The organism is Streptomyces sp. Root431, assembly GCF_001426585.1.
GTDB lineage: Bacteria > Actinomycetota > Actinomycetes > Streptomycetales > Streptomycetaceae > Streptomyces > Streptomyces stackebrandtii.
In genome coordinates this window covers 403,902-420,932 of sequence record NZ_LMEI01000006.1, presented here as the reverse complement: position 1 = coordinate 420,932, position 17,031 = coordinate 403,902, and the positions used below count along the sequence as shown (strand labels likewise).

The 17,031-nt window shown below is 73.9% G+C and carries 15 protein-coding genes; 5 read left to right on the top strand and 10 right to left on the bottom strand.

Translation table 11 applies throughout. From position 1 onward, the window contains the following. Nucleotides 1-94 precede the first annotated feature (94 nt). Nucleotides 95-1,675, bottom strand: coding sequence for an MFS transporter (locus tag ASC82_RS06355; protein ID WP_056642763.1), 1,581 nt, complete (start codon nucleotides 1,673-1,675; stop codon nucleotides 95-97). 217 nt (nucleotides 1,676-1,892) lie between these two features. Here ASC82_RS06355 and ASC82_RS06350 point away from each other — a divergent pair, with 217 nt between their 5' ends. After that, a complete protein-coding gene (locus tag ASC82_RS06350; protein ID WP_056642761.1) occupies nucleotides 1,893-2,510 on the top strand; it encodes a TetR/AcrR family transcriptional regulator in 618 nt (205 codons plus the stop codon). Between the two features lie 111 nt (nucleotides 2,511-2,621). On the opposite strand, the gene ASC82_RS06345 is transcribed toward ASC82_RS06350, so the two are convergent. From ASC82_RS06345 to ASC82_RS06315, 7 genes are all read right to left on the bottom strand, one after another. Then, nucleotides 2,622-3,845, bottom strand: coding sequence for a styrene monooxygenase/indole monooxygenase family protein (locus tag ASC82_RS06345; RefSeq protein WP_056642759.1), 1,224 nt, complete (start codon nucleotides 3,843-3,845; stop codon nucleotides 2,622-2,624). Nucleotides 3,846-4,007: 162 nt separating this feature from the next. After that, a complete protein-coding gene (locus ASC82_RS06340; protein ID WP_056642756.1) occupies nucleotides 4,008-4,991 on the bottom strand; it encodes an LLM class flavin-dependent oxidoreductase in 984 nt (327 codons plus the stop codon). Between the two features lie 58 nt (nucleotides 4,992-5,049). Beyond that, nucleotides 5,050-5,541, bottom strand: a complete 492-nt coding sequence (locus ASC82_RS06335) for a flavin reductase family protein (RefSeq protein ID WP_056642753.1) — start codon at nucleotides 5,539-5,541, stop codon at nucleotides 5,050-5,052. Between the two features lie 30 nt (nucleotides 5,542-5,571). Continuing rightward, nucleotides 5,572-7,224 carry an AMP-binding protein gene (locus tag ASC82_RS06330; RefSeq protein WP_056642750.1) on the bottom strand — a complete coding sequence of 551 codons (1,653 nt, stop codon included), beginning with the start codon at nucleotides 7,222-7,224 and terminating at the stop codon, nucleotides 5,572-5,574. After that, the gene (locus ASC82_RS06325; protein ID WP_056642747.1) at nucleotides 7,221-8,432 is read right to left on the bottom strand and encodes an acyl-CoA dehydrogenase family protein; all 1,212 of its coding nucleotides are present in this window, start codon (nucleotides 8,430-8,432) and stop codon (nucleotides 7,221-7,223) included. The genes ASC82_RS06330 and ASC82_RS06325 overlap by 4 nt, the downstream gene beginning before the upstream one ends. 44 nt (nucleotides 8,433-8,476) lie before the next feature. Then, nucleotides 8,477-9,991, bottom strand: a complete 1,515-nt coding sequence (locus ASC82_RS30555) for an FAD-binding oxidoreductase (RefSeq protein ID WP_079039086.1) — start codon at nucleotides 9,989-9,991, stop codon at nucleotides 8,477-8,479. Nucleotides 9,992-10,040: 49 nt separating this feature from the next. Beyond that, complete coding sequence (locus ASC82_RS06315; RefSeq protein ID WP_107105833.1) at nucleotides 10,041-10,541, bottom strand: flavin reductase family protein; 501 nt, start codon at nucleotides 10,539-10,541, stop codon at nucleotides 10,041-10,043. 214 nt (nucleotides 10,542-10,755) lie between these two features. Between ASC82_RS06315 and ASC82_RS06310 the strand changes: the two genes are divergently transcribed. Continuing rightward, nucleotides 10,756-11,853, top strand: a complete 1,098-nt coding sequence (locus tag ASC82_RS06310; RefSeq protein WP_056642743.1) for a prephenate dehydrogenase — start codon at nucleotides 10,756-10,758, stop codon at nucleotides 11,851-11,853. 103 nt (nucleotides 11,854-11,956) lie between these two features. Here the strand turns inward: ASC82_RS06310 and ASC82_RS06305 are convergent, their stop codons facing one another. Continuing rightward, the gene (locus ASC82_RS06305) at nucleotides 11,957-13,039 is read right to left on the bottom strand and encodes an LLM class flavin-dependent oxidoreductase (protein ID WP_056642740.1); all 1,083 of its coding nucleotides are present in this window, start codon (nucleotides 13,037-13,039) and stop codon (nucleotides 11,957-11,959) included. Nucleotides 13,040-13,384: 345 nt separating this feature from the next. Here ASC82_RS06305 and ASC82_RS06300 point away from each other — a divergent pair, with 345 nt between their 5' ends. After that, on the top strand, nucleotides 13,385-14,005 hold the full coding sequence (locus ASC82_RS06300) for an RNA polymerase sigma factor (RefSeq protein ID WP_056643363.1): 621 nt from the start codon (nucleotides 13,385-13,387) through the stop codon (nucleotides 14,003-14,005). Between the two features lie 39 nt (nucleotides 14,006-14,044). Further along, on the top strand, nucleotides 14,045-14,425 hold the full coding sequence (locus tag ASC82_RS06295; RefSeq protein ID WP_056642736.1) for a hypothetical protein: 381 nt from the start codon (nucleotides 14,045-14,047) through the stop codon (nucleotides 14,423-14,425). A 19-nt stretch (nucleotides 14,426-14,444) separates the two neighbouring features. Here the strand turns inward: ASC82_RS06295 and ASC82_RS06290 are convergent, their stop codons facing one another. Further along, nucleotides 14,445-16,265, bottom strand: coding sequence for an ABC transporter ATP-binding protein (locus ASC82_RS06290; RefSeq protein ID WP_242427570.1), 1,821 nt, complete (start codon nucleotides 16,263-16,265; stop codon nucleotides 14,445-14,447). A gap of 73 nt (nucleotides 16,266-16,338) precedes the next feature. Here ASC82_RS06290 and ASC82_RS06285 point away from each other — a divergent pair, with 73 nt between their 5' ends. Then, nucleotides 16,339-16,920, top strand: coding sequence for a TetR/AcrR family transcriptional regulator (locus ASC82_RS06285; RefSeq protein ID WP_056642734.1), 582 nt, complete (start codon nucleotides 16,339-16,341; stop codon nucleotides 16,918-16,920). The last annotated feature ends 111 nt before the right edge of the window (nucleotides 16,921-17,031 follow it).

Genomic DNA, 17,031 nt, shown 5'->3' with positions numbered 1-17,031 from the left:
GGGCCCGTGACACGGCACGAGAGGCCGCTCCCCTCACCGGGGAGCGGCCTCTCGCGAACCATCGTCACACCTCGGGATCGGTACGCGGGCCGGATCAGCGAGCCGACCGGCCGGCGGACTCGGCCGGACGGCCGTCCGCCTTCTCCGTACCGTCCGTACCGCCCCCGTCCGTCACGTGCTCGCCCGAGGAGGCACCGGCGGTGACTCCCCCGGCCGGGGCGCCCCGGCCGGCCCGCCGCCGGGCCGCCACCGCGGCGATCGGCACCGAGAAGGCGGAGACGGCGGCGATGAGGACGATGACCCAGGTGCCCTGGTGGTACCCGGTGAGCGCCTCGGCGTGCGAGGGGCTCTCCTCGCCGCCCATGCGGACGGTCACCACGGCGAGCACCACCGCGGCGCCGACCTGGTAGCCGGTCTGCAGGATGCCCGCGGCGAGGCCCTGCTCGGACTCGTCGACGCCCGAGGTGGCCCGGACGTTGGCCGCGGTGAAGGCGAAGGGGAAGCCGACGCCGATGAGCACCATGCTGGGCAGGATGACCAGCCAGTACGAGGAGCCCTCGCCGACCCGCAGGAAGAGCAGGAAGGCGACGGTGTAGGCGAACATGCCGCCGAAGATCGGCCAGCGCAGCCCCGTCCGGCCCAGCCACTTCCCCGCGCGGGGCGCGAAGGTGAGGATCATGAGGCCGATGGGCAGGAAGGCGAAGGCCATCTCCAGCGGGGACCAGCCCCGGTAGGTCTGGAGGTAGAGGCTGCCGATGAACTGGTAGCTCATGTAGGTGCCGAGGATCGCCGCGGCGATCAGGCTGGCGCCCACGAGGGACTTGTTGCGGAGCAGTCCGAGCCGGAGCAGCGGCTGGGGGCTGCGGGTCTCGATCACGACGAAGGCGGCGAGCAGCAGGGCCGCGGCGGCGAGGACGCCGAGCGTGACGCCGGAGAACCAGCCGCTCGTCGGGGCCTGCACGATGCCGTAGACGAGGAGCAGCATGGCGGCGGTGACGGTGACCGCGCCGGCGGCGTCGAAGTGCCGCTTGGAGCCGTCGTGTGCCGGGTCCTTGGGGACCAGGATCAGAGCGCCGATCAGGGCCGCGATGGCCACGGGCACGCCGAGCACGAAGGTCCAGCGCCAGCTGGCCTGGGTGAGGGCGCCGCCGACGACCACGCCGATCGAGTATCCGATGGCGCCGCAGGCGGTGTAGATGCCCAGGGCCCGGTTGCGCTGGGGCCCCTCGGGGAAGTTGCCGACGACGATCGAGAGGGCGGAGGGCGCGGTCAGTGCGGCGCCGATGCCCATCACGAGCCGGCCGACGATGACCAGGAAGCCGCTGTTCGCCAGGCCGCCGAGCAGGGAGCCGGCGGCGAGGACGGTGAGTCCGACGAGGAACACCCGTCGCCTGCCGAGCAGGTCGGACATCCGGCCGCCGAGGAGCAGGAAGCCGCCGAAGCCGAGGACGTAGGCGCTCACCACCCACTGTGCGGCGGACGTGCTCATGCCGAACTCGTCCTTGATCTGGGGGGTGGCGATGCCGACCATGATGTTGTCGAGCGCGTCGAGGGAGAACGCTCCGCACACCACCACGAGCATCAGCCATTCCCGCAGGCCCCACCGCACGCGGGCCTCGGGACCGCTCGTGCCGGGTAACGCGCCGTCCGTCGTGGCGTCGTCCGAGATGGTCATGAACTGGATCTCCTTGTCGGATGGGTCTGGGGAGGGGGACGCCGTGCCACCGTGGTCGCCCGACGAGGTGGGCGGGAGGACGGACCGACCGTAAAGTCGAGGGCAGGACTGAGTGACCGCCGATTTCCCCACTCGGGGGGCAGCGGACAACACCACTTCTGTACTAACCTCTACAGAAGAGGCTATCGACCGGCTGATCGGCCGTCAAGGAGGACATGTGGCCCGCACCGGACGCCCCCGCAGCTTCGACCGGGACGCCGCACTGCACACGGCGATGCTCGTCTTCTGGGAACGGGGGTACGCCACCACGTCGACGACCGACCTGAGCGCCGCGATGGGCATCAACCCGCCCAGCCTGTATGCCGCCTTCAAGAACAAGGAGCAGCTCTTCCGGGAGGCCATCGAGCTCTACGAGCGCACCGAGGCTGAGTCCTCGCGCCGGGCCATGGACGAGGCCCCGAACGTGCGCGAGGCGGTCGCGGCGCTCCTGCACGGGAGCGTCGACCGGTTCACCGCCGAGGACCGGCCGCGCGGCTGCATGATCGTGCACGCCGCCAGCAGCTGCACGACCGACCACGAGTCCGTCCGGGACTTCGCGCTGCGCTGCCGGGCCCGTACCAAGTCCACCCTCGCGGCCCGGCTGGACGCCGCCGTGGCGAGCGGGGAGCTCGCCGGCGACACGGACACGGACCGGATCGCCGCCTTCTACACCACCTTCCTCAACGGCCTCTCGCTGCAGGCGCGCGACGGCGCCGAGCGCGCCCAGCTGCACGAACTGGTGGACATGGCGATGACCGTGTGGAGCGCCCGGACCGGCCCGCTGGTCGCCGCGTAACGCCACGTGAAGACGGCCGGGCCGTGCCGTCCGGACGCCTCCCCCGCGGGGGAGGTTCCCGACGGCACGGCCCGGCCGCGCGCGCTTCCCGTCGTCAGCGGACCGTCTCCGTCACCCGGCCTCCGTGATCTTGTCCAGCCAGGCCCGCGTCGCGTCGGGCGACTTGACGGCCTCCCACATGTCGGCCGGGTGGTTGAAGTTGGCGACGAACGCGTCGGCGACCCGCTGATCGGCGGTGGCGGTCACGAAGATCCCGCCCACGTGCTCGACCGGCGGCGCGACGTTGAGGTTCGACCAGGCGACGACCGGTTCGGCGATCCGCCACAGCCGCTCGGCCACCCGCTCGGCGAACGCCTCGTCGAACGGCCCGCCGGCGACGATGAGTTCGGCGAGCTCGAAGGCGATGCGCGAGCCGAGGTTGGCGCCCTGCCCGGCCAGCGGGTCGTTGACGATCCAGGCGTCCCCGAGGGCCAGGGCGATCCGGCCCGAGTCGAGCGCGGCCCAGCTGCGGCGGACCACCGGGGTGAGACCGCCCTGGATCACATCTCCGGGGCGGCGGATCCCGAACTCCCGGTCGTTGATGCGCTCGCGCAGGTCCGGCGCGTACTCGGCGACGAGCGACAGCAGGGTCTTCTCGAAGCCGGCGGGGTCCTCCAGGTGGTCGTAGGAGGCGAGCTGCTCCAGCGCGCCGCCGGGCAGGCCCTCCACGACCATGCCGTGCACGGGACCGTCGGCGGTGAGGATGCGGGTGGAGAAGATCTCGCCCGCCTCGGAGACCTGGAAGTGGATGTGGCCCGGGTCGACGGGCGCGATGCCGTGGAAGAGGCCGGCCGTCAGGACGCGCTGGGGCGAGGTGTACGGCGAGCGCTCCGGATCGCGCGGGAAGAGGCCGGTGGTGGCGGCGCGCCCGGTGGCCACCACGACCAGGTCGTGGTCACGGGAGATGCGGTCGATCTCGGCCGCGTCCGGCCGCAGCACGACCACGCGGCCGCCCCGCTCCAGGTAGTCGGCGGTCAGCGTGGGCAGGTAGAGGCGCAGGTCGACGCCGCTCGCGGGGGCGTCGAGGCGGCCGAGGAACTCGATCCCCGGCTCCCCGCGCGCCACGAGGCGGACGCCGAGGGTGTCGTCGTCCCCGCCCTCCCAGTACGAGACGCCCAGCTCGCTCTCCCGTTCGCGGGTCTTCCCGAACCGGACGGGGAGGCTCAGCGGGCGCCCCGCCGCGAGCTCCTCGCTGCTGCGCTCGGCGTAGACCGTCGTGGTCACCCCGGCCTGCTGGAGCCGCAGGGCGAGGTGGAGGCCCGAGATGCCTGCTCCGACGATGGCGATGTCTGACATGGTGCTCCTTGCTCCTTCATGGGTCAGTCGGGTCGGGTCGGACCGGATCAGGCCTGGTCGGACCGGATCGGGCTTGGCCGGACCGGGTTGGACCGGACCGGGTCGGACCGGATCGGATCGGGCTGGTCGGACCGGGTCCGACCGTGGCGAACCGGGTCCGGCTCAGGCGAACTGCGGGAGGACGTGCTCGGAGAACAGTTCGAGGGAGCGGCGGGCCCGGTCGGCCGGCAGCCCCGGCGCGCGGCCGAAGAAAATGACCCGCTCGACGTCTCCCAGGGGCTTGATCCGGTCGCGCAGCCCCTCGGCGACGACGTCGGGCGGGCCCACCAGGAACAGTTCGCGCGGCAGGTCGTCCACGGAGGGCAGGCCCGGGTTGCCGAACCACTCCTGGAACTTGTTCAGTAGGTACCAGTAGTGCTCCCGGATCTCCTGCCAGCCCGCCTCGGCGTCCTCGCACACGTACACGCCCGGGGTGACGATGGCCGTGAGGGGGAAGGCCGCCGGGTCGTGCCCGTGCTCGGCGAGGGTGCGCCGGTACAGGTCGAGGATCTCCGGCGGGGTGCCGAGGTCGGGCAGGAAGCGCAGCCCGTGGCGGCCGGCCCGGCGCGCCGCGGCCTCGCTGCCGCCGCCGATCCACACCGGCGGCTGGCTCTCGGGCACCGGGGTGACGACGACGTCGTCCAGGGCGAAGTGCTTCCCGGCGTACGAGAAGGGCTCGCCGGTCCAGGCACGGCGGAGGATCTCCACCGTCTCCTCGGTACGGGCGCCCCGCTTGGCCCGGTCGAAGCCGAGCGCCTCGAACTCCTTCTCCCGGTAGCCGGGGGCCAGTCCGAGCTCCAGCCGGCCGCCGGAGAGCAGGTCGGTGACGGCCGCGTCCTCGGCGAGCCGCAGCGGGTGGGTGAGGCCGGCCAGGACCATGGCGGTGCCGAGCCGGACCCGGCTCGTACGGGCGGCGATGGCGGCGAGCGCCGGGAAGAGGGAGGGCAGGTAGCCCTCGTCGGTGAGGTGGTGCTCGGACAGCCAGACGGACTCGAACCCGAGGGTCTCGGCGTCGGTGGCGAGCGACAGCGTCTCCTCGTAGACGTCGGTCCAGGGCCGCCGCCATCCGGCCGGGTTGCGGAAGTCGAGCCAGATGCCGAATTTCATGGTTTCTCCTCGGAGTTCGGAGTGAATGCGGTCGGGGGTGCCGGGGGGCGGCGCGCGGTCAGGCCTCGGAGAGTGCGCGCAGGCTGCCGTTCACGAACACGAGCGGGGGCCGCCGGTGCCGGCCGCCGGTGGCCAGGACCTCCCCGATCAGGACCGTGTGGTCGCCGGTGTCGTGGCGGTCGTACAGGGCGCACTCGAGCCAGCCGGGTGCGTCGAGGACCAGCGCCCCGGTGCGCTCCCCGGGCGAGGCGGTGCAGGTGAGCAGGGCCCGGGCGCGGGTCTCCCGGTCGCCGTCCAGGGCCTCGGCCATGTCGATGCCGGCGACGTCGAGGATCGACACCGCCCAGACCTTGGTCGTGAGCAGCGTCGCGAGGACCTCGGAGTCGCGGGGGATGGCGAGGGACACGAGCGGTGGGTCGAGGGAGACGGAGGTGAAGGAGCGGACGGCCACCGCGTCGTGGCGGCGCCGGTCCCCCTCCTCCTCGTAGGTGGTGACGACGCAGATTCCGGTGGCGAAGGTGCGCATGGTCGCGGTCAGGTCCAGGGACATGGCAAGCCTCTCGGTGGGGCGGGTTCGGGTTCAGCCCGGGGTGCCGGGGTGCCGGGCGGTGAGGACCGAGCGGCGGAGCTTTCCGGTGGCGGTCCTGGGCAGTTCGTGCTCCGCCAGGGCCTCGGCGTGCACCGGGCCGGCCCCGAAGCGCCCCCGGACCCGTTCGCGCACCCGCTCCGCCGCCTCGTCCGGGGAGACCCCCGGCCGGGGCCGGAAGAACACCGCGAGCCCGGTGGAGCCCGTCCCGTCCGCGGCGAGCGGACGGGCGACGGTGAAGGACGGGAGCACGTACGGGAGTTCCTCGACGGCGTCCTCGATCTCGTGGCCGTGCCACCGGGCGCCGCCGATCTCGATGAGGCCGTCGGCCCGTCCCGTCACGGTGAGTTCGCCGTCCGCGACGAAGGCCAGGTCGTCGGTGACGAGCCAGCCGTCGTCCGAGAGCGGGGCCGGGCGCACCTCCCCACCGACGAGGTACGTGCTTGCGACCGGTGCTCCGGTGACCTGGAGCCGGCCCACGACCCCGGCCGGCACCACCCGGCCCGTCTCGTCCACGACCCGCACGGACACGCCGGGCTGCGGCGTCCCGACCGGCACGTGGCGCCGGAGCGGGCCGTCGGCGGGGCGGAAGACGGTGTCGACGACGCCGGAGGCCGTCTCCGGCATGCCCCACCCGGGGTGTACGGCGGTGGCCGGCAGGCCGTGCGGGGCGAGGGCCTCGACGAACCGCCGGACGACACGGTCCTTGACCGCCTCGCCGCCGTTCATGACGTACTGGAGCCGGCTCAGGTCCCAGGACCGGTCCGGCTCCTCGGCGAGCCGGTCGACGAGGAGCGCGAGGACGCGGTTGGGCGCCCAGGTGGTGTCGATCCGCTCGGCCTCGGCCAGGTCGAGCCAGCGCAGCGGGTCGGCGCGGACCCATCCTGCGTCGGCGTGCACCTGGTGGCAGCCGAGGTAGACGTCCCGTACGTGGAACATGACGATGCCGCTGACGTGGTCGAGGGGCATCCGGTTGAGGCTGCGGGTGTCCGGGCCGAGGCCCCGCGCGAGGGCGGTGCCGTGGGCCCGGGCGAGGACCTGGCGGTGGGTCAGCTGTACGGCCTTGGGCCGGCCGCCGCTGCCCGAGGTGAGGGTGAGCACCGCCGGGTCGTCCGGCCGCGCCCCGACGGGCTCGCCGGTTCCCGCGGAGGCGCCGCCCACGGCCCCGAGTCGGCGCAGCCCCGGAGGGTACGGGCCGGGCGGCTCGTCGCCGAGCAGCCACGCCTCCCCGACGGCGCCTGCCGCGTCGGCGAGCCCGTCGGCACCGGAGCCGTACGAGACGGGCAGCGGGACGAGTCCGCCGAGCACGCACGCCCAGAAGAAGGTGAGCAGGTCGGTGGTGCGGGCCGTGCGGAGGATCACCCGCGCGCCGGGCCGCGCGCCCGCGGCGGCGAGTTCCGCCGCCGCCCGCGCCGCGTCCTCGTACAGCTCGGCGTACGACCTGCGGACGGCCGTGCCCGTGCCGTCGATCACGACGACGCCGTGCGGGGTGCGCGCGGCGTGCCGCAGCGCCTCGCCGAGCGTGCCGACCGCCGGTTCCGGCAGCGGTCCGCCGCTCAGCTCCGCACGGTCCGCGAGGTCTTCGCGGTCCGCCGTGACCGTGGCGGCGGATGGTCCGCCGGCCTCCGCGCGCGGGTGCCCGCTCATGCCACGATGCCCAGACTGAAGGGGTTGGACGGGGTACCGCCGAGCAGGTGCGCGCCCGCCGACTGGAGGACCTGGTCCTGGGCGATGACGTGCTGGCGCATCGTCGTCAGGTCGCGCAGCGAGCGGTCGAGCGGCGAGGGCCGGTAGACGGCCGTCGTCGCCACCAGGTCGTAGAGCCGGGCGACGATCGCGCGGGCCACGCGGAAGGCGTTGACGCGCGCCAGGACGGTGTCGACCCGGTCGTCGCGGCCGATCTCGCCGCCCTTCTCCAGGATCTCGGCCTGCCTGCGGAGGCTGCCGTAGACGGCGTGCCGGGCGGCGCCGAGCTCCATCTCGGACTCGGCGATGGCCATCTGCACCCGGTAGGTGTCGGCCCACGGCGTGGCGGCGGCGCGGTCGGTGCGGCCGGCGGCCAGGTCCCGTACGTAGTCGAGGGCGGCCCTGGCGACGCCGAGCGGCACGCCCGGCATGTTGCGCAGGATCGCCTCCGCCGTGGAGTGCGGGCCCTCGACGCGCGGGGCGCCCAGGCTGAAGGAGTGCTCCTCCGGGACGAACAGGTCCTTCGCCTGGTAGTCGTTGCTGCCGCTGCCGGCGAGGCCGGTGGTGTACCAGGTGTCGAGGACCTCGAATTCGTCGCGGCGGGCCAGCATGATGCGCCAGTGCCGGGGCGAGCCGTCGGGTCCGGGCTCGGGCTGTCCGTCCTGGTGGACGAAGCAGCCGGCCACGACCCAGTCGGCGTGGGTGATGCCGCTGCCGAAGCCCCAGCGTCCGTTGACCCGGTAGCCGCCGGGGACCCGCTCGGCGCGGCCGAGGGGCAGGATCAGCCCGGCCGTGATGGCGTCGGGGTCGCTCAGCTCCTCCCGGGCGACGGACTCGGGCAGGAACTGGGCGTAGAGCGGGGTGTCCATGCCGATCATGGCGCACCAGGCGGCGGAGGCGTCGCCGCGGGCGAGGGTCTCCACCACCTCCGTCTGCTGGATGGAGTCGAGTCCCGGGCCGCCCTGTTCGGTGGGCACGCCCATGCGGAAGACGCCCGCGTCACGCAGCTTCTCCACGACCTCGTCGGGCAGTCTGCGGGCCCGCTCGATGTCGTCGGAGAGGCCCCGCAGCACCGGGACGAGGTCCTCGGCACGCCTGAGCAGTTCCTCCGGGGTGGTCGGCCGGGCGGAATCGGGACGCCGGGCGGCGACCTCCTGTGAAGTGACCATGTGCTGTAGTCCCCTGTCTCACTGGTGCCGGTCGTCTCCCGCGGTCAGCGGTAACGTCCCGGCGCGATGGCGTTGTTGGGGTCGAGTACGGCTTTGAGCCGACGGGTCAGGGCCAGGGCTCCGGGATCGACGGCGAGGGCGTCGCGCCGGTGGGCGTGGTCGACGTCCAGCCGGTACGGGGCGAAGCCGGCGTCGGCGAACGAGGTGTGGAGCAGGTCGAGGGCGCGGTGGGCCCGCTCGGCCGCGTCCCCCTCGCGGGAGAACTTCATCGCGACCACGCAGTCGATGAGGTCGGGGCCGAGGAGGTGCAGCGTCGCGGAGAGGCGGGTGCCGGTGGCGGCGGCCGCCTCCCGCAGCAGCCCGTCCGCGCGGGCGACGTCCGCGCCGTTGAACGGCAGCAGCGGCAGGAAGAAGACGAACCCCGCGTCCGCGTCCACGCGGTCGGCGGGCACGCCCATCTTGGCCCGGAAGAGGACGTCGGCGATGTCGGGGTCGCCGGCGTAGCCGCGCTCGACCAGCCGGGCGACCTCGTGGTTCGGGTGGGCGGGGTCGATGGCCTCGGTGGCCGTCACCTGCGTGAAGAGGCCGGTGCGGCGGGCCTCGGCGGTCAGGATGCCGGTGAGGGCCTCGACGGCCTCGGCCGTGCCGTCGACGGGGAGGTGCACCAGGAACTCGCCCTCGGTGCCGCCGTACGACCGGGCGGCCGCCGGATCGTAGATCCGCGGGACGCCCCGGGTGAGGCCCTGCGCGACCCAGCGGCGCACCGCGTCGGTCGCCGCGCTCAGCGCGGACTGCGGGAAGTCGAGCCGGACCACGCGCAGCGCCTCGGGCCGGGCGGGCAGCCGGATCACCGCGGCGGTGACCACGCCGAGGGCGGACTGGACGAAGAGGGGCAGCGGCGACGGGCCCAGGCCGTGCGGGTAGACCGGTGCGGTCCGGTCCGCGGTGGGCCACCAGCCGACCCGTACGGTCTCGCCGTCCGGCAGCACCACCTCCAGGCCGGCGAGGTCGTCGGTGCGCTGGCCGCGCAGGCCGACGCCGCGGTCCAGGGCGTTGCCGAGGACGCTGGTGGCGGCGGCGGAGACCGTGACGTTGACGAGGCGCGGGGTGTGGGCGAGGAGCCGGGACAGATGGCCCTGCGTCACGCCGGGTTCGACGACGGCCCAGCCGGCCTCCAGGTCCAGGGCGCGGACCTTGTCGAGGCCGCCGAGGTCGAGGACGACGACGTCGTCGTCGGCCGGTTCGCGGGAGCCCAGGCCCCAGTTGCGGCCGGTGCTGACGACGTGGAGGCTGCCCGACTCGCTGTCCCCCGCGAAGAGTTCGACGAGCTCGGGGACCTGCCCCGCGGTCGCAGGCCGCAGGACGGCGGCGATCCGGCGGGAGCGGAAGAGGCTCGCGTTGGGGCCGAGGAGCCCGGTCGCCCGCTCGTCGTCCTCGGGACGCAGCACCCGGTCCTCGCCGAGGATCCGGGCGGCCGCGTCGAGGGCCTTGCGCAGCGCGGGGCTCGCGGACGCGGGCGGGGCGGCGGGGTCGTCGACGGCCCTGGACTGTTCGGTCATCGTGGTCTCCCTGGCGAAGTGGCGGTACGAGGACGGGGCCGGGCCCGGGTCACGGGCCGGTGGCGGGGGTGAGCGCCCCGTGCAGGAACACCAGGGGGTCCTGCGGTGCGCCCACGCCGGTGGCGAGCACGGTGCCGATCACCATGAGGTGGTCGCCGACGGTGAAGGAGTCGGCGAGCGCGCACTCCATCCAGCCGGGGCCGTCGAAGAGCAGGGCTCCGGTGTGCGGCCCCGGCGCGGCGGGCAGGTCGGTCAGCGCCTCGGTCCGGCTCTCCCGGGAGCCGGCGAGGCGGCGGGCGGTGTCCGCGCCGTCCGCGGCGAGGATCGACACGCCCCAGCGCCGGGAGGCGAGGAGGTCGGTGAGGAAGGCCGACCCGTGGCGCAGGGAGAGCGACACGAGCGGGGGGTCGAAGGAGACGGGGACGAGCGAGTTGACCGTGATGGCGTCGTGGCGGCGCCCGCCGGGGCTGTCCGGCGCCTCGGTCCAGGTGCTCACCACCCCGACACCGGTGGCGAAGTGCCGCATCACCGTGCGCAGATCGAGTTCCACGGCGTTCCTCCTTCGTTCGCTGACGGCCCCTTGGCGAGAGCAAGCTATGGTCCGGCGCCGGGCGGTTTTGCTGTCCCCGCGCATGCGCTCTGTCGCGTTCGCGAATGCCCGAAGTGCGCTGATGCGGCACATGCCGTGCGCGGGAGGCCGAGTACCGGGGGCCGGGTAGCGGTCAGACTGCGAACGTCGGTGAACGGGCCATGAGGGGGGAACAGTGATTCGCACTGCGGCTGTGGTGGGGACCGGGCTGATCGGCACGTCCATCGGGCTCGCGCTGACGCGCCGCGGCGTCCAGGTGCACCTGCTGGACGCGGACGAGTCGGCGGCGCGGGTGGCCGCGGCGCGGGGGGCCGGTGTCTTCGGGACGCCTCCCGGGCCGGTCGACCTGGCTGTCGTCGCCGTACCGCCGACGCGGGTGGCGGAGGTGCTCGCGGACCAGCAGGGCCGTGGTCTCGCCCACGCCTACACCGATGTGGCGAGCGTCAAGTCGGCCACGGCGCTTGCCGTTTCGCGCACCGGGGTGCACCGCCCGAGCTATGTGGGCGGCCATCCCATGGCGGGGAGCGAGCGGTCGGGACCGCTGGCCGCCCGGGCCGGGCTGTTCGAGGGCCGCACCTGGGTCCTGACCCCCGGCCCCGAGACCTCGTCGGGCACGCTCAACCGGGTGCTCGCCGCCGTCGCGCTGTGCGGCGCCGTGCCCCTGGTGATGGAACCGGGGGTGCACGACCGGGCCGTGGCCCTCGTCTCCCACGCGCCGCACCTCGTGGCGACGCTGATGGCGGCGCGGCTCGGCGGGGCGTCCAGGGAGGCGCTCGCCCTGGCCGGCCAGGGGGTTCGGGACGTGATCCGGGTGTCCGGCGGCGCCCCGACGCTCTGGACGGACATCGTCCGGTCCAACGGTCCCGCGATCGCGGAGATCCTCGGCGACCTGCGCAAGGACCTGGAGGCGCTGACGCGCGCGCTCAACGCGCTGGAGGTGTCAGGGCCGGAGTCGGAGGAGGCGCTGGCCTCGCTCCGGGACCTCCTGGAGCGGGGCAGGGAAGGCTGGGAGGCGGTGTACGAGCCGGGCGGCCGGGTCCCCGTGGAGCGGGTGACGCTGACGGTCCCGCTCGGCGGCGGCCCCGGCGAGGTGGACCGGCTGATCGACGCGGCGGAGGGCTCCGGCATCGACGCGGACGGCATCCGGCTGAGCTGGTCCGACGCGGACACGGAGCTCTCGGCCCTCCTCGCGGCCCCCGCCCCCACGGCCGAGGCGGTCCGCCGCCGGCTCGCCGACGACGGCTGGCGGGTCACGGTGGCGGCGGGCTCGTGACGGGGCCGTCGTGTACGGCACGTGGTGAGGCCCTGGCCCCTTCCCCGTAACTCCGGGGAAGGGGCCAGGGCCTCCCGCACGTCGACATCGTCTCAGCGCGGCATCATCCCGCCGTCACATCGGCGGGCATGCCGTAGGCGTCGGCTATGAGCTCGTAGGAGCGCACGCGGAAGTCGGGGCTGTGCGAGTTCATCGCGAGCATCAGCTCGTCCGCGTCGGTCCGCTTCTGCAGCTCGTCCAGGCCCGCCCTGACCTCGTCGGCCGTGCCGTACAGGGCGTTGTCGAGCCAGGTGCCGAGGACCGCGCGCTCCTGCTCGGTGAAGACGTGCCGCTCGGCCTCCTCGGGCGTCGGTACGAGACCGGGCCGGCCGCTGCGCAGCCGTACCGTCGCGAGCGCCCCCGTGAGCGCCTGCCGGTGCGCCTCCTCGGTGGTCTCCCCGGCGAACGCGAAGACGCCGAGCACGACGTACGGCTCGGCCAGGGTCGCGGAGGGCCGGAAGCTCGACCGGTACAGCTCAAGGGCCGGGAGGGTGTTGCGCGCGGAGAAGTGGTGGGCGAAGGCGAAGGGAAGGCCCAGTTCGCCGGCGAGGCGGGCGGAGAAGCCCGAGGAGCCGAGCAGCCACACCTGCGGCTGCCCGACCTCGCCCTGCACGGGCCCGGGGACCGCGTGGATGCGCCGGTAGGGGTGTCCGTCGGGGAAGTCGTCGCGGAGGAAGCGGATGAGCTCGGCGACCTCGGCCGGGAAGTCGTCGGCCTGCGCCCCGGCGGCCCGCCGCAGCGCCGCCGCGGTGGCGCCGTCGGTGCCGGGGGCACGCCCGAGACCGAGGTCGATGCGGCCCGGCGCGAGCGCTTCCAGGGTGCCGAACTGCTCGGCCACGACGAGCGGGGCGTGGTTGGGCAGCATGACCCCGCCGGAGCCGAGCCGCAGGGTACGGGTCTGGGCCGCCAGGTGCGCGAGGACGACGGCCGGGCTGCTGCTGGAGATCCCCGGCATGGAGTGGTGTTCGGCCACCCAGTACCGGAGCAGGCCCCGGGCCTCGGCCAGCCGGGCGAGGCGCGCCGAGGCCCGGAGCGCCTCATGGGCCGTGGCGCCCTCGCCGACGGCTGCCAGGTCCAGTACGGACAGCGGGACGGGGGCGGTTCCCCGGGCGGTACCGCGGATGAATTCGCTGTGGGACGCAGTCATGCCCGCGACAACGGGGAGGCGGGCGGCGGGATTCCCAACTCAGGCACTAGGGAAGGAAGGTTGGCCGAAGACCGCACCTTGAACGGCCGGTCCGGACCCGTGCGGCCGGTCCGTCTCACCTTGAGGTGAATCCTTTCCGGCCCTCCCCGCCTCTTGTGTGTGTACCGGCCGAACGGGCCGGCGGGACCGGAAGGAAACACCATGATGATCACTGTCCTCGTCGTGATCGGAGCGCTGCTCGTGGGCGCGTGCAGCTGGCACCTGATGCGGCGCTTCAAGAGCCGTACCTGACCCGATCCACGGCGCGGGGCGCCCTCCCGGAACCAGTACCGAATGGAGAAGCAGATGAACCGGCGCCTGTCCTGGCCGGACGAGCGGCTGATCAAGGCCGCCCAGAACGGCGACATCGCGTCGCTCACCACCGTCGTCCTGGAATCGCAGCCGCACGTGCGCAAGTTCGCCCTGTCCCTGTGCGCCTCGCCACAGGACGCGGAGGACGCGGCGCAGGAGGCGCTGATCATCCTCTACCGGAAGATCGGCACCTTGCGGGCCAGTGGCGCCCTCGCCTCGTGGATGTTCCGGATCGTGCGCAACGAGTGCCTCCGGCAGCTGCGCCTGCTCGCCGCGCGGCGCGACGAGGCACCGGCGCCCGGACCGGAGGCGGCCGCGGAACCGTCCGCCGAGGAATCGGCCCTGCACCGACTGGAGGTGGAGCGGATCGCGGCCGCGGTGAGCGCCCTGCCGCGCGACCAGCGGCAGGTCCTGGTCATGCGGGACGTGCAGGGCCTGCCCGGCAGGACCGTCGCCAACGCGCTCGGTCTGAGCAGCGCCGCGATGAAGTCGCGGCTGCACAGGGCGCGCGGGGCACTGCGTGACGCGCTTGCGGCGACCGAGGCGACACCGAGTCCGTATCCGAGTCCGACTCCGACCCCAACTCCCTTCACCGACACCGACACCGACATCTGATCCATCCCTCGACCGACCAGCCGGAGGAGAGGTACGACCGTGAACACCCTGTATTCCGTGAAGCCCGCGCAGGACGCGAAGGGCCCGGCCACCGCACGCCCCACGACGCCCACGACGAACTTCGCGAGCGCGTCCGTCCCGCGCCATCTGGCGCGCGGCGCCGTCGGCTTCGGGCTGATCATCGGCTCGATCGCCCTGGTGCCCGTCGCCGGCCCGGCCACGCTGCTGGCGGCCCCGCTGGCCCTGATCGCCTTCCGCGGCTGCCCCACCTGCTGGATGGTCGGCCTGGCGCAGACCATCTCCCGCGGCCGCCTGGAGCGCCAGTGCGAGGACGGCGTCTGCACCCTCGCCAAGGCGCACCCGGCGCCGACGACCGGAAAGGAGCCGACGGCCGACGCCCCCACCCGTACCGCCGCCTGATGAGGGCGAGGGCCAGGGGTCAGGCGATTCCGGCGTCCATCCGCAGGGACTCGACGAGTTCGCGGTAGAGCTCGTCGGTCGCGAGGAGTTCCCGGTGGCCGCCCTGCGCGCGCACCCTCCCGTTCTCCATGACCACGATGGTGTCCGCGTCGACGACCGTGGAGAGCCGGTGAGCCACGGTCACCACCGCGCCGTCCCGGGCCCGGGCCCGCACGCAGTCGTGGACGGCCGCCTCGGTGAGCCCGTCCAGCTGGGCGGTGGCCTCGTCCAGGAGCAGGACGTCGGGCGTGGCGAGCAGGGCGCGGGCGAGTGCGACGCGCTGCCGTTCGCCGCCCGAGACGGACGCCGTGGCCAGGGGGGTGTCCAGGCCCTCGTCCAGCGCGGCGACCCTCTCGTCGAGGCGGACGTCCCGCAGTACGGCACGGAGTTCGGCCTCCGTGGCGTCGGGGCGGGCGAGCAGCAGGTTGTCGCGGAGGGTGCCGGGCACGACCGGGGTGTCCTGTTCGACGTAGGCGAGCCTGGCCCGTACGTCGGCGGGCGCGAGGTCGCGGTACGGACGCCCGTCCAGGAGCAGTTCGCCGCCGGTGGGCTCCAGGAAGCGCAGGACGAGGGAGAGCAGGGTCGTCTTGCCCGCCCCGGAGGGTCCGACGATGGCGAGGTGACCGCGCCGGGGCACGGCGAGGTCCACGCCTCGCACGGCGGGCGGCGCACCGGGGGCGTGTGAGGCGGTGACGTCCCGGAAGAGCAGGACGGGAGTGTCGTCGCCCCGCACACCGACGCCCCGCGCGTCGTCGCCCCGCGCACCGGCGGAAGCCGCGGTCCGCTGAGCGGTCACCCGAGCGGCCGCAGCCCTCCCGGCCCGCTCCTCCAGCGGCAGCGCGTCGGTCTGCCGGATCCGTTCGGCCGCCGCGACGCCCGACTGGAGGGAGGTGACGTTCTGGCTCAGTTCGGTGACCGGCTCCATGAGGGCGAACGCGTACAGCAGGAAGGCGATCAGGCCTGATACCTCCAGCTGCCCCTGGCCCACCCGCCAGGCGCCGACCGCGAGGACGGTGATGACGGCGAGGTTCACGCCGGTCCAGGCGGTCGTCCAGGCCAGCGCCTCGCGACGGACCGCGCGGACGCCGTGCTCCGCCGAGGCGCGGGCGTCGGCCAGGATGCGGTCGGCCATCCGCTCCTCGGCCCGGTGGGACTTGACCGTACGGATCGCCCGCAGGGCACCTTCCAGGGTGCCGCCGAGCCCGCCGACGTGCTCCTGCGCCCGCTCCTGCGCGTGGGCGATGCCCGGCATCAGGAACACGAAGGCCAGCGCGACGAGGCAGATCGCGACGAGCGTGGTGCCGAGCAGCACCGGGTCGAGGAAGGCCATCAGGACCAGGCTCCCGACGAGGGTGACCGAGCCGTTGACGAGGCCGACCAGGGATTCCGCGGCGGCCTCGCGCAGCAGCACGGTGTCGGAGGTGACACGGGTGACGAGCTCGCCCGGCGGGCGGCGGGTCACCCCGGGGACGGCGGCGCGCAGCAGGTGCCGGACCAGTGACTCGCGGGCGTCGAGGACCACCCGCTCCCCCATCGCTCCCAAGATGATCCACTGCCAGTACGCGACGGCGCCGCCGGCCACCAGGAGCACCAGGAGCACGGCCACCGGGCCGGCGAGCGAGGCTCCGTCGCCGAGGGCGTCGAGGACCTGCTTGGTCACCATGGGCGTGGCGAGGCCGAGGGCGGACGCGACCAGCGCCAGGGCCAGGCCGTGCAGGAGGGTGCGCCGGTGCGGGCGGGCGAAGGACCAGAGCACGCGCAGCCGCGGGGCGGAGGTGACGGAGGCAACGGAGCGCTTCATACCCACAAGGGAACACCGTTGTTCCAAAAAGAGCAAACAATGCCTTCTTCGGTGGAGCGGATACCGTTGTGCCATGCCGAAGGGGACCGACGCCACCACCACCCGCGAGAGCGCTACCCGCGCCCGCACCCGCCGCGCCATCCTGGACGCCGCCGTCACGCTGCTCTCCACCGACCCGGCGGCCTCGCTCGGCGACGTCGCCGAGGCCGCCGGGGTGGGCCGCACCACCGTCCACCGCTACTTCCCCGAGCGCTCCGACCTGATCGCCGCGATCGGCGCGGACATCACCGAACGCGTCGAGGTCGCCACGAACCGGGCCCGGCTCGACGACGGACCGGCCCCCGAGGCCCTGGAGCGCCTCTGCCAGGAGTACTTCGAGCTGGGCGACCGGCTGATGCTCCTCTACGACGTGCCGCAGTTCGCCGAGTGGTCCGGCTTTGAACAGGAGACCCCTGCCGACCGGGCGATCCTCGCGCTGCTCCGGCGCGGGCAGGAGCAGGGCACCCTCGATCCGCACACCGACACCGGCTGGATGCAGGAGGTGCTGTGGGCCCTGCTGTACGCGGCGTGGCTCCGGACCCGCGACCACGGCACGCCCCGGCACGCCGCCCTCACCCAGTGCCTCCGCACCCTCGCGAAGGCCACCGCCTCCTGAAGGCCACTACTCACCAGAGGCCACTACTCAACTAGAGACCACCGCCCCCCTGATCGACGCACCGACCGGCCAGGACCCCTCAAGCAAGCTCGAATTCTAAGTAGCTTAGTA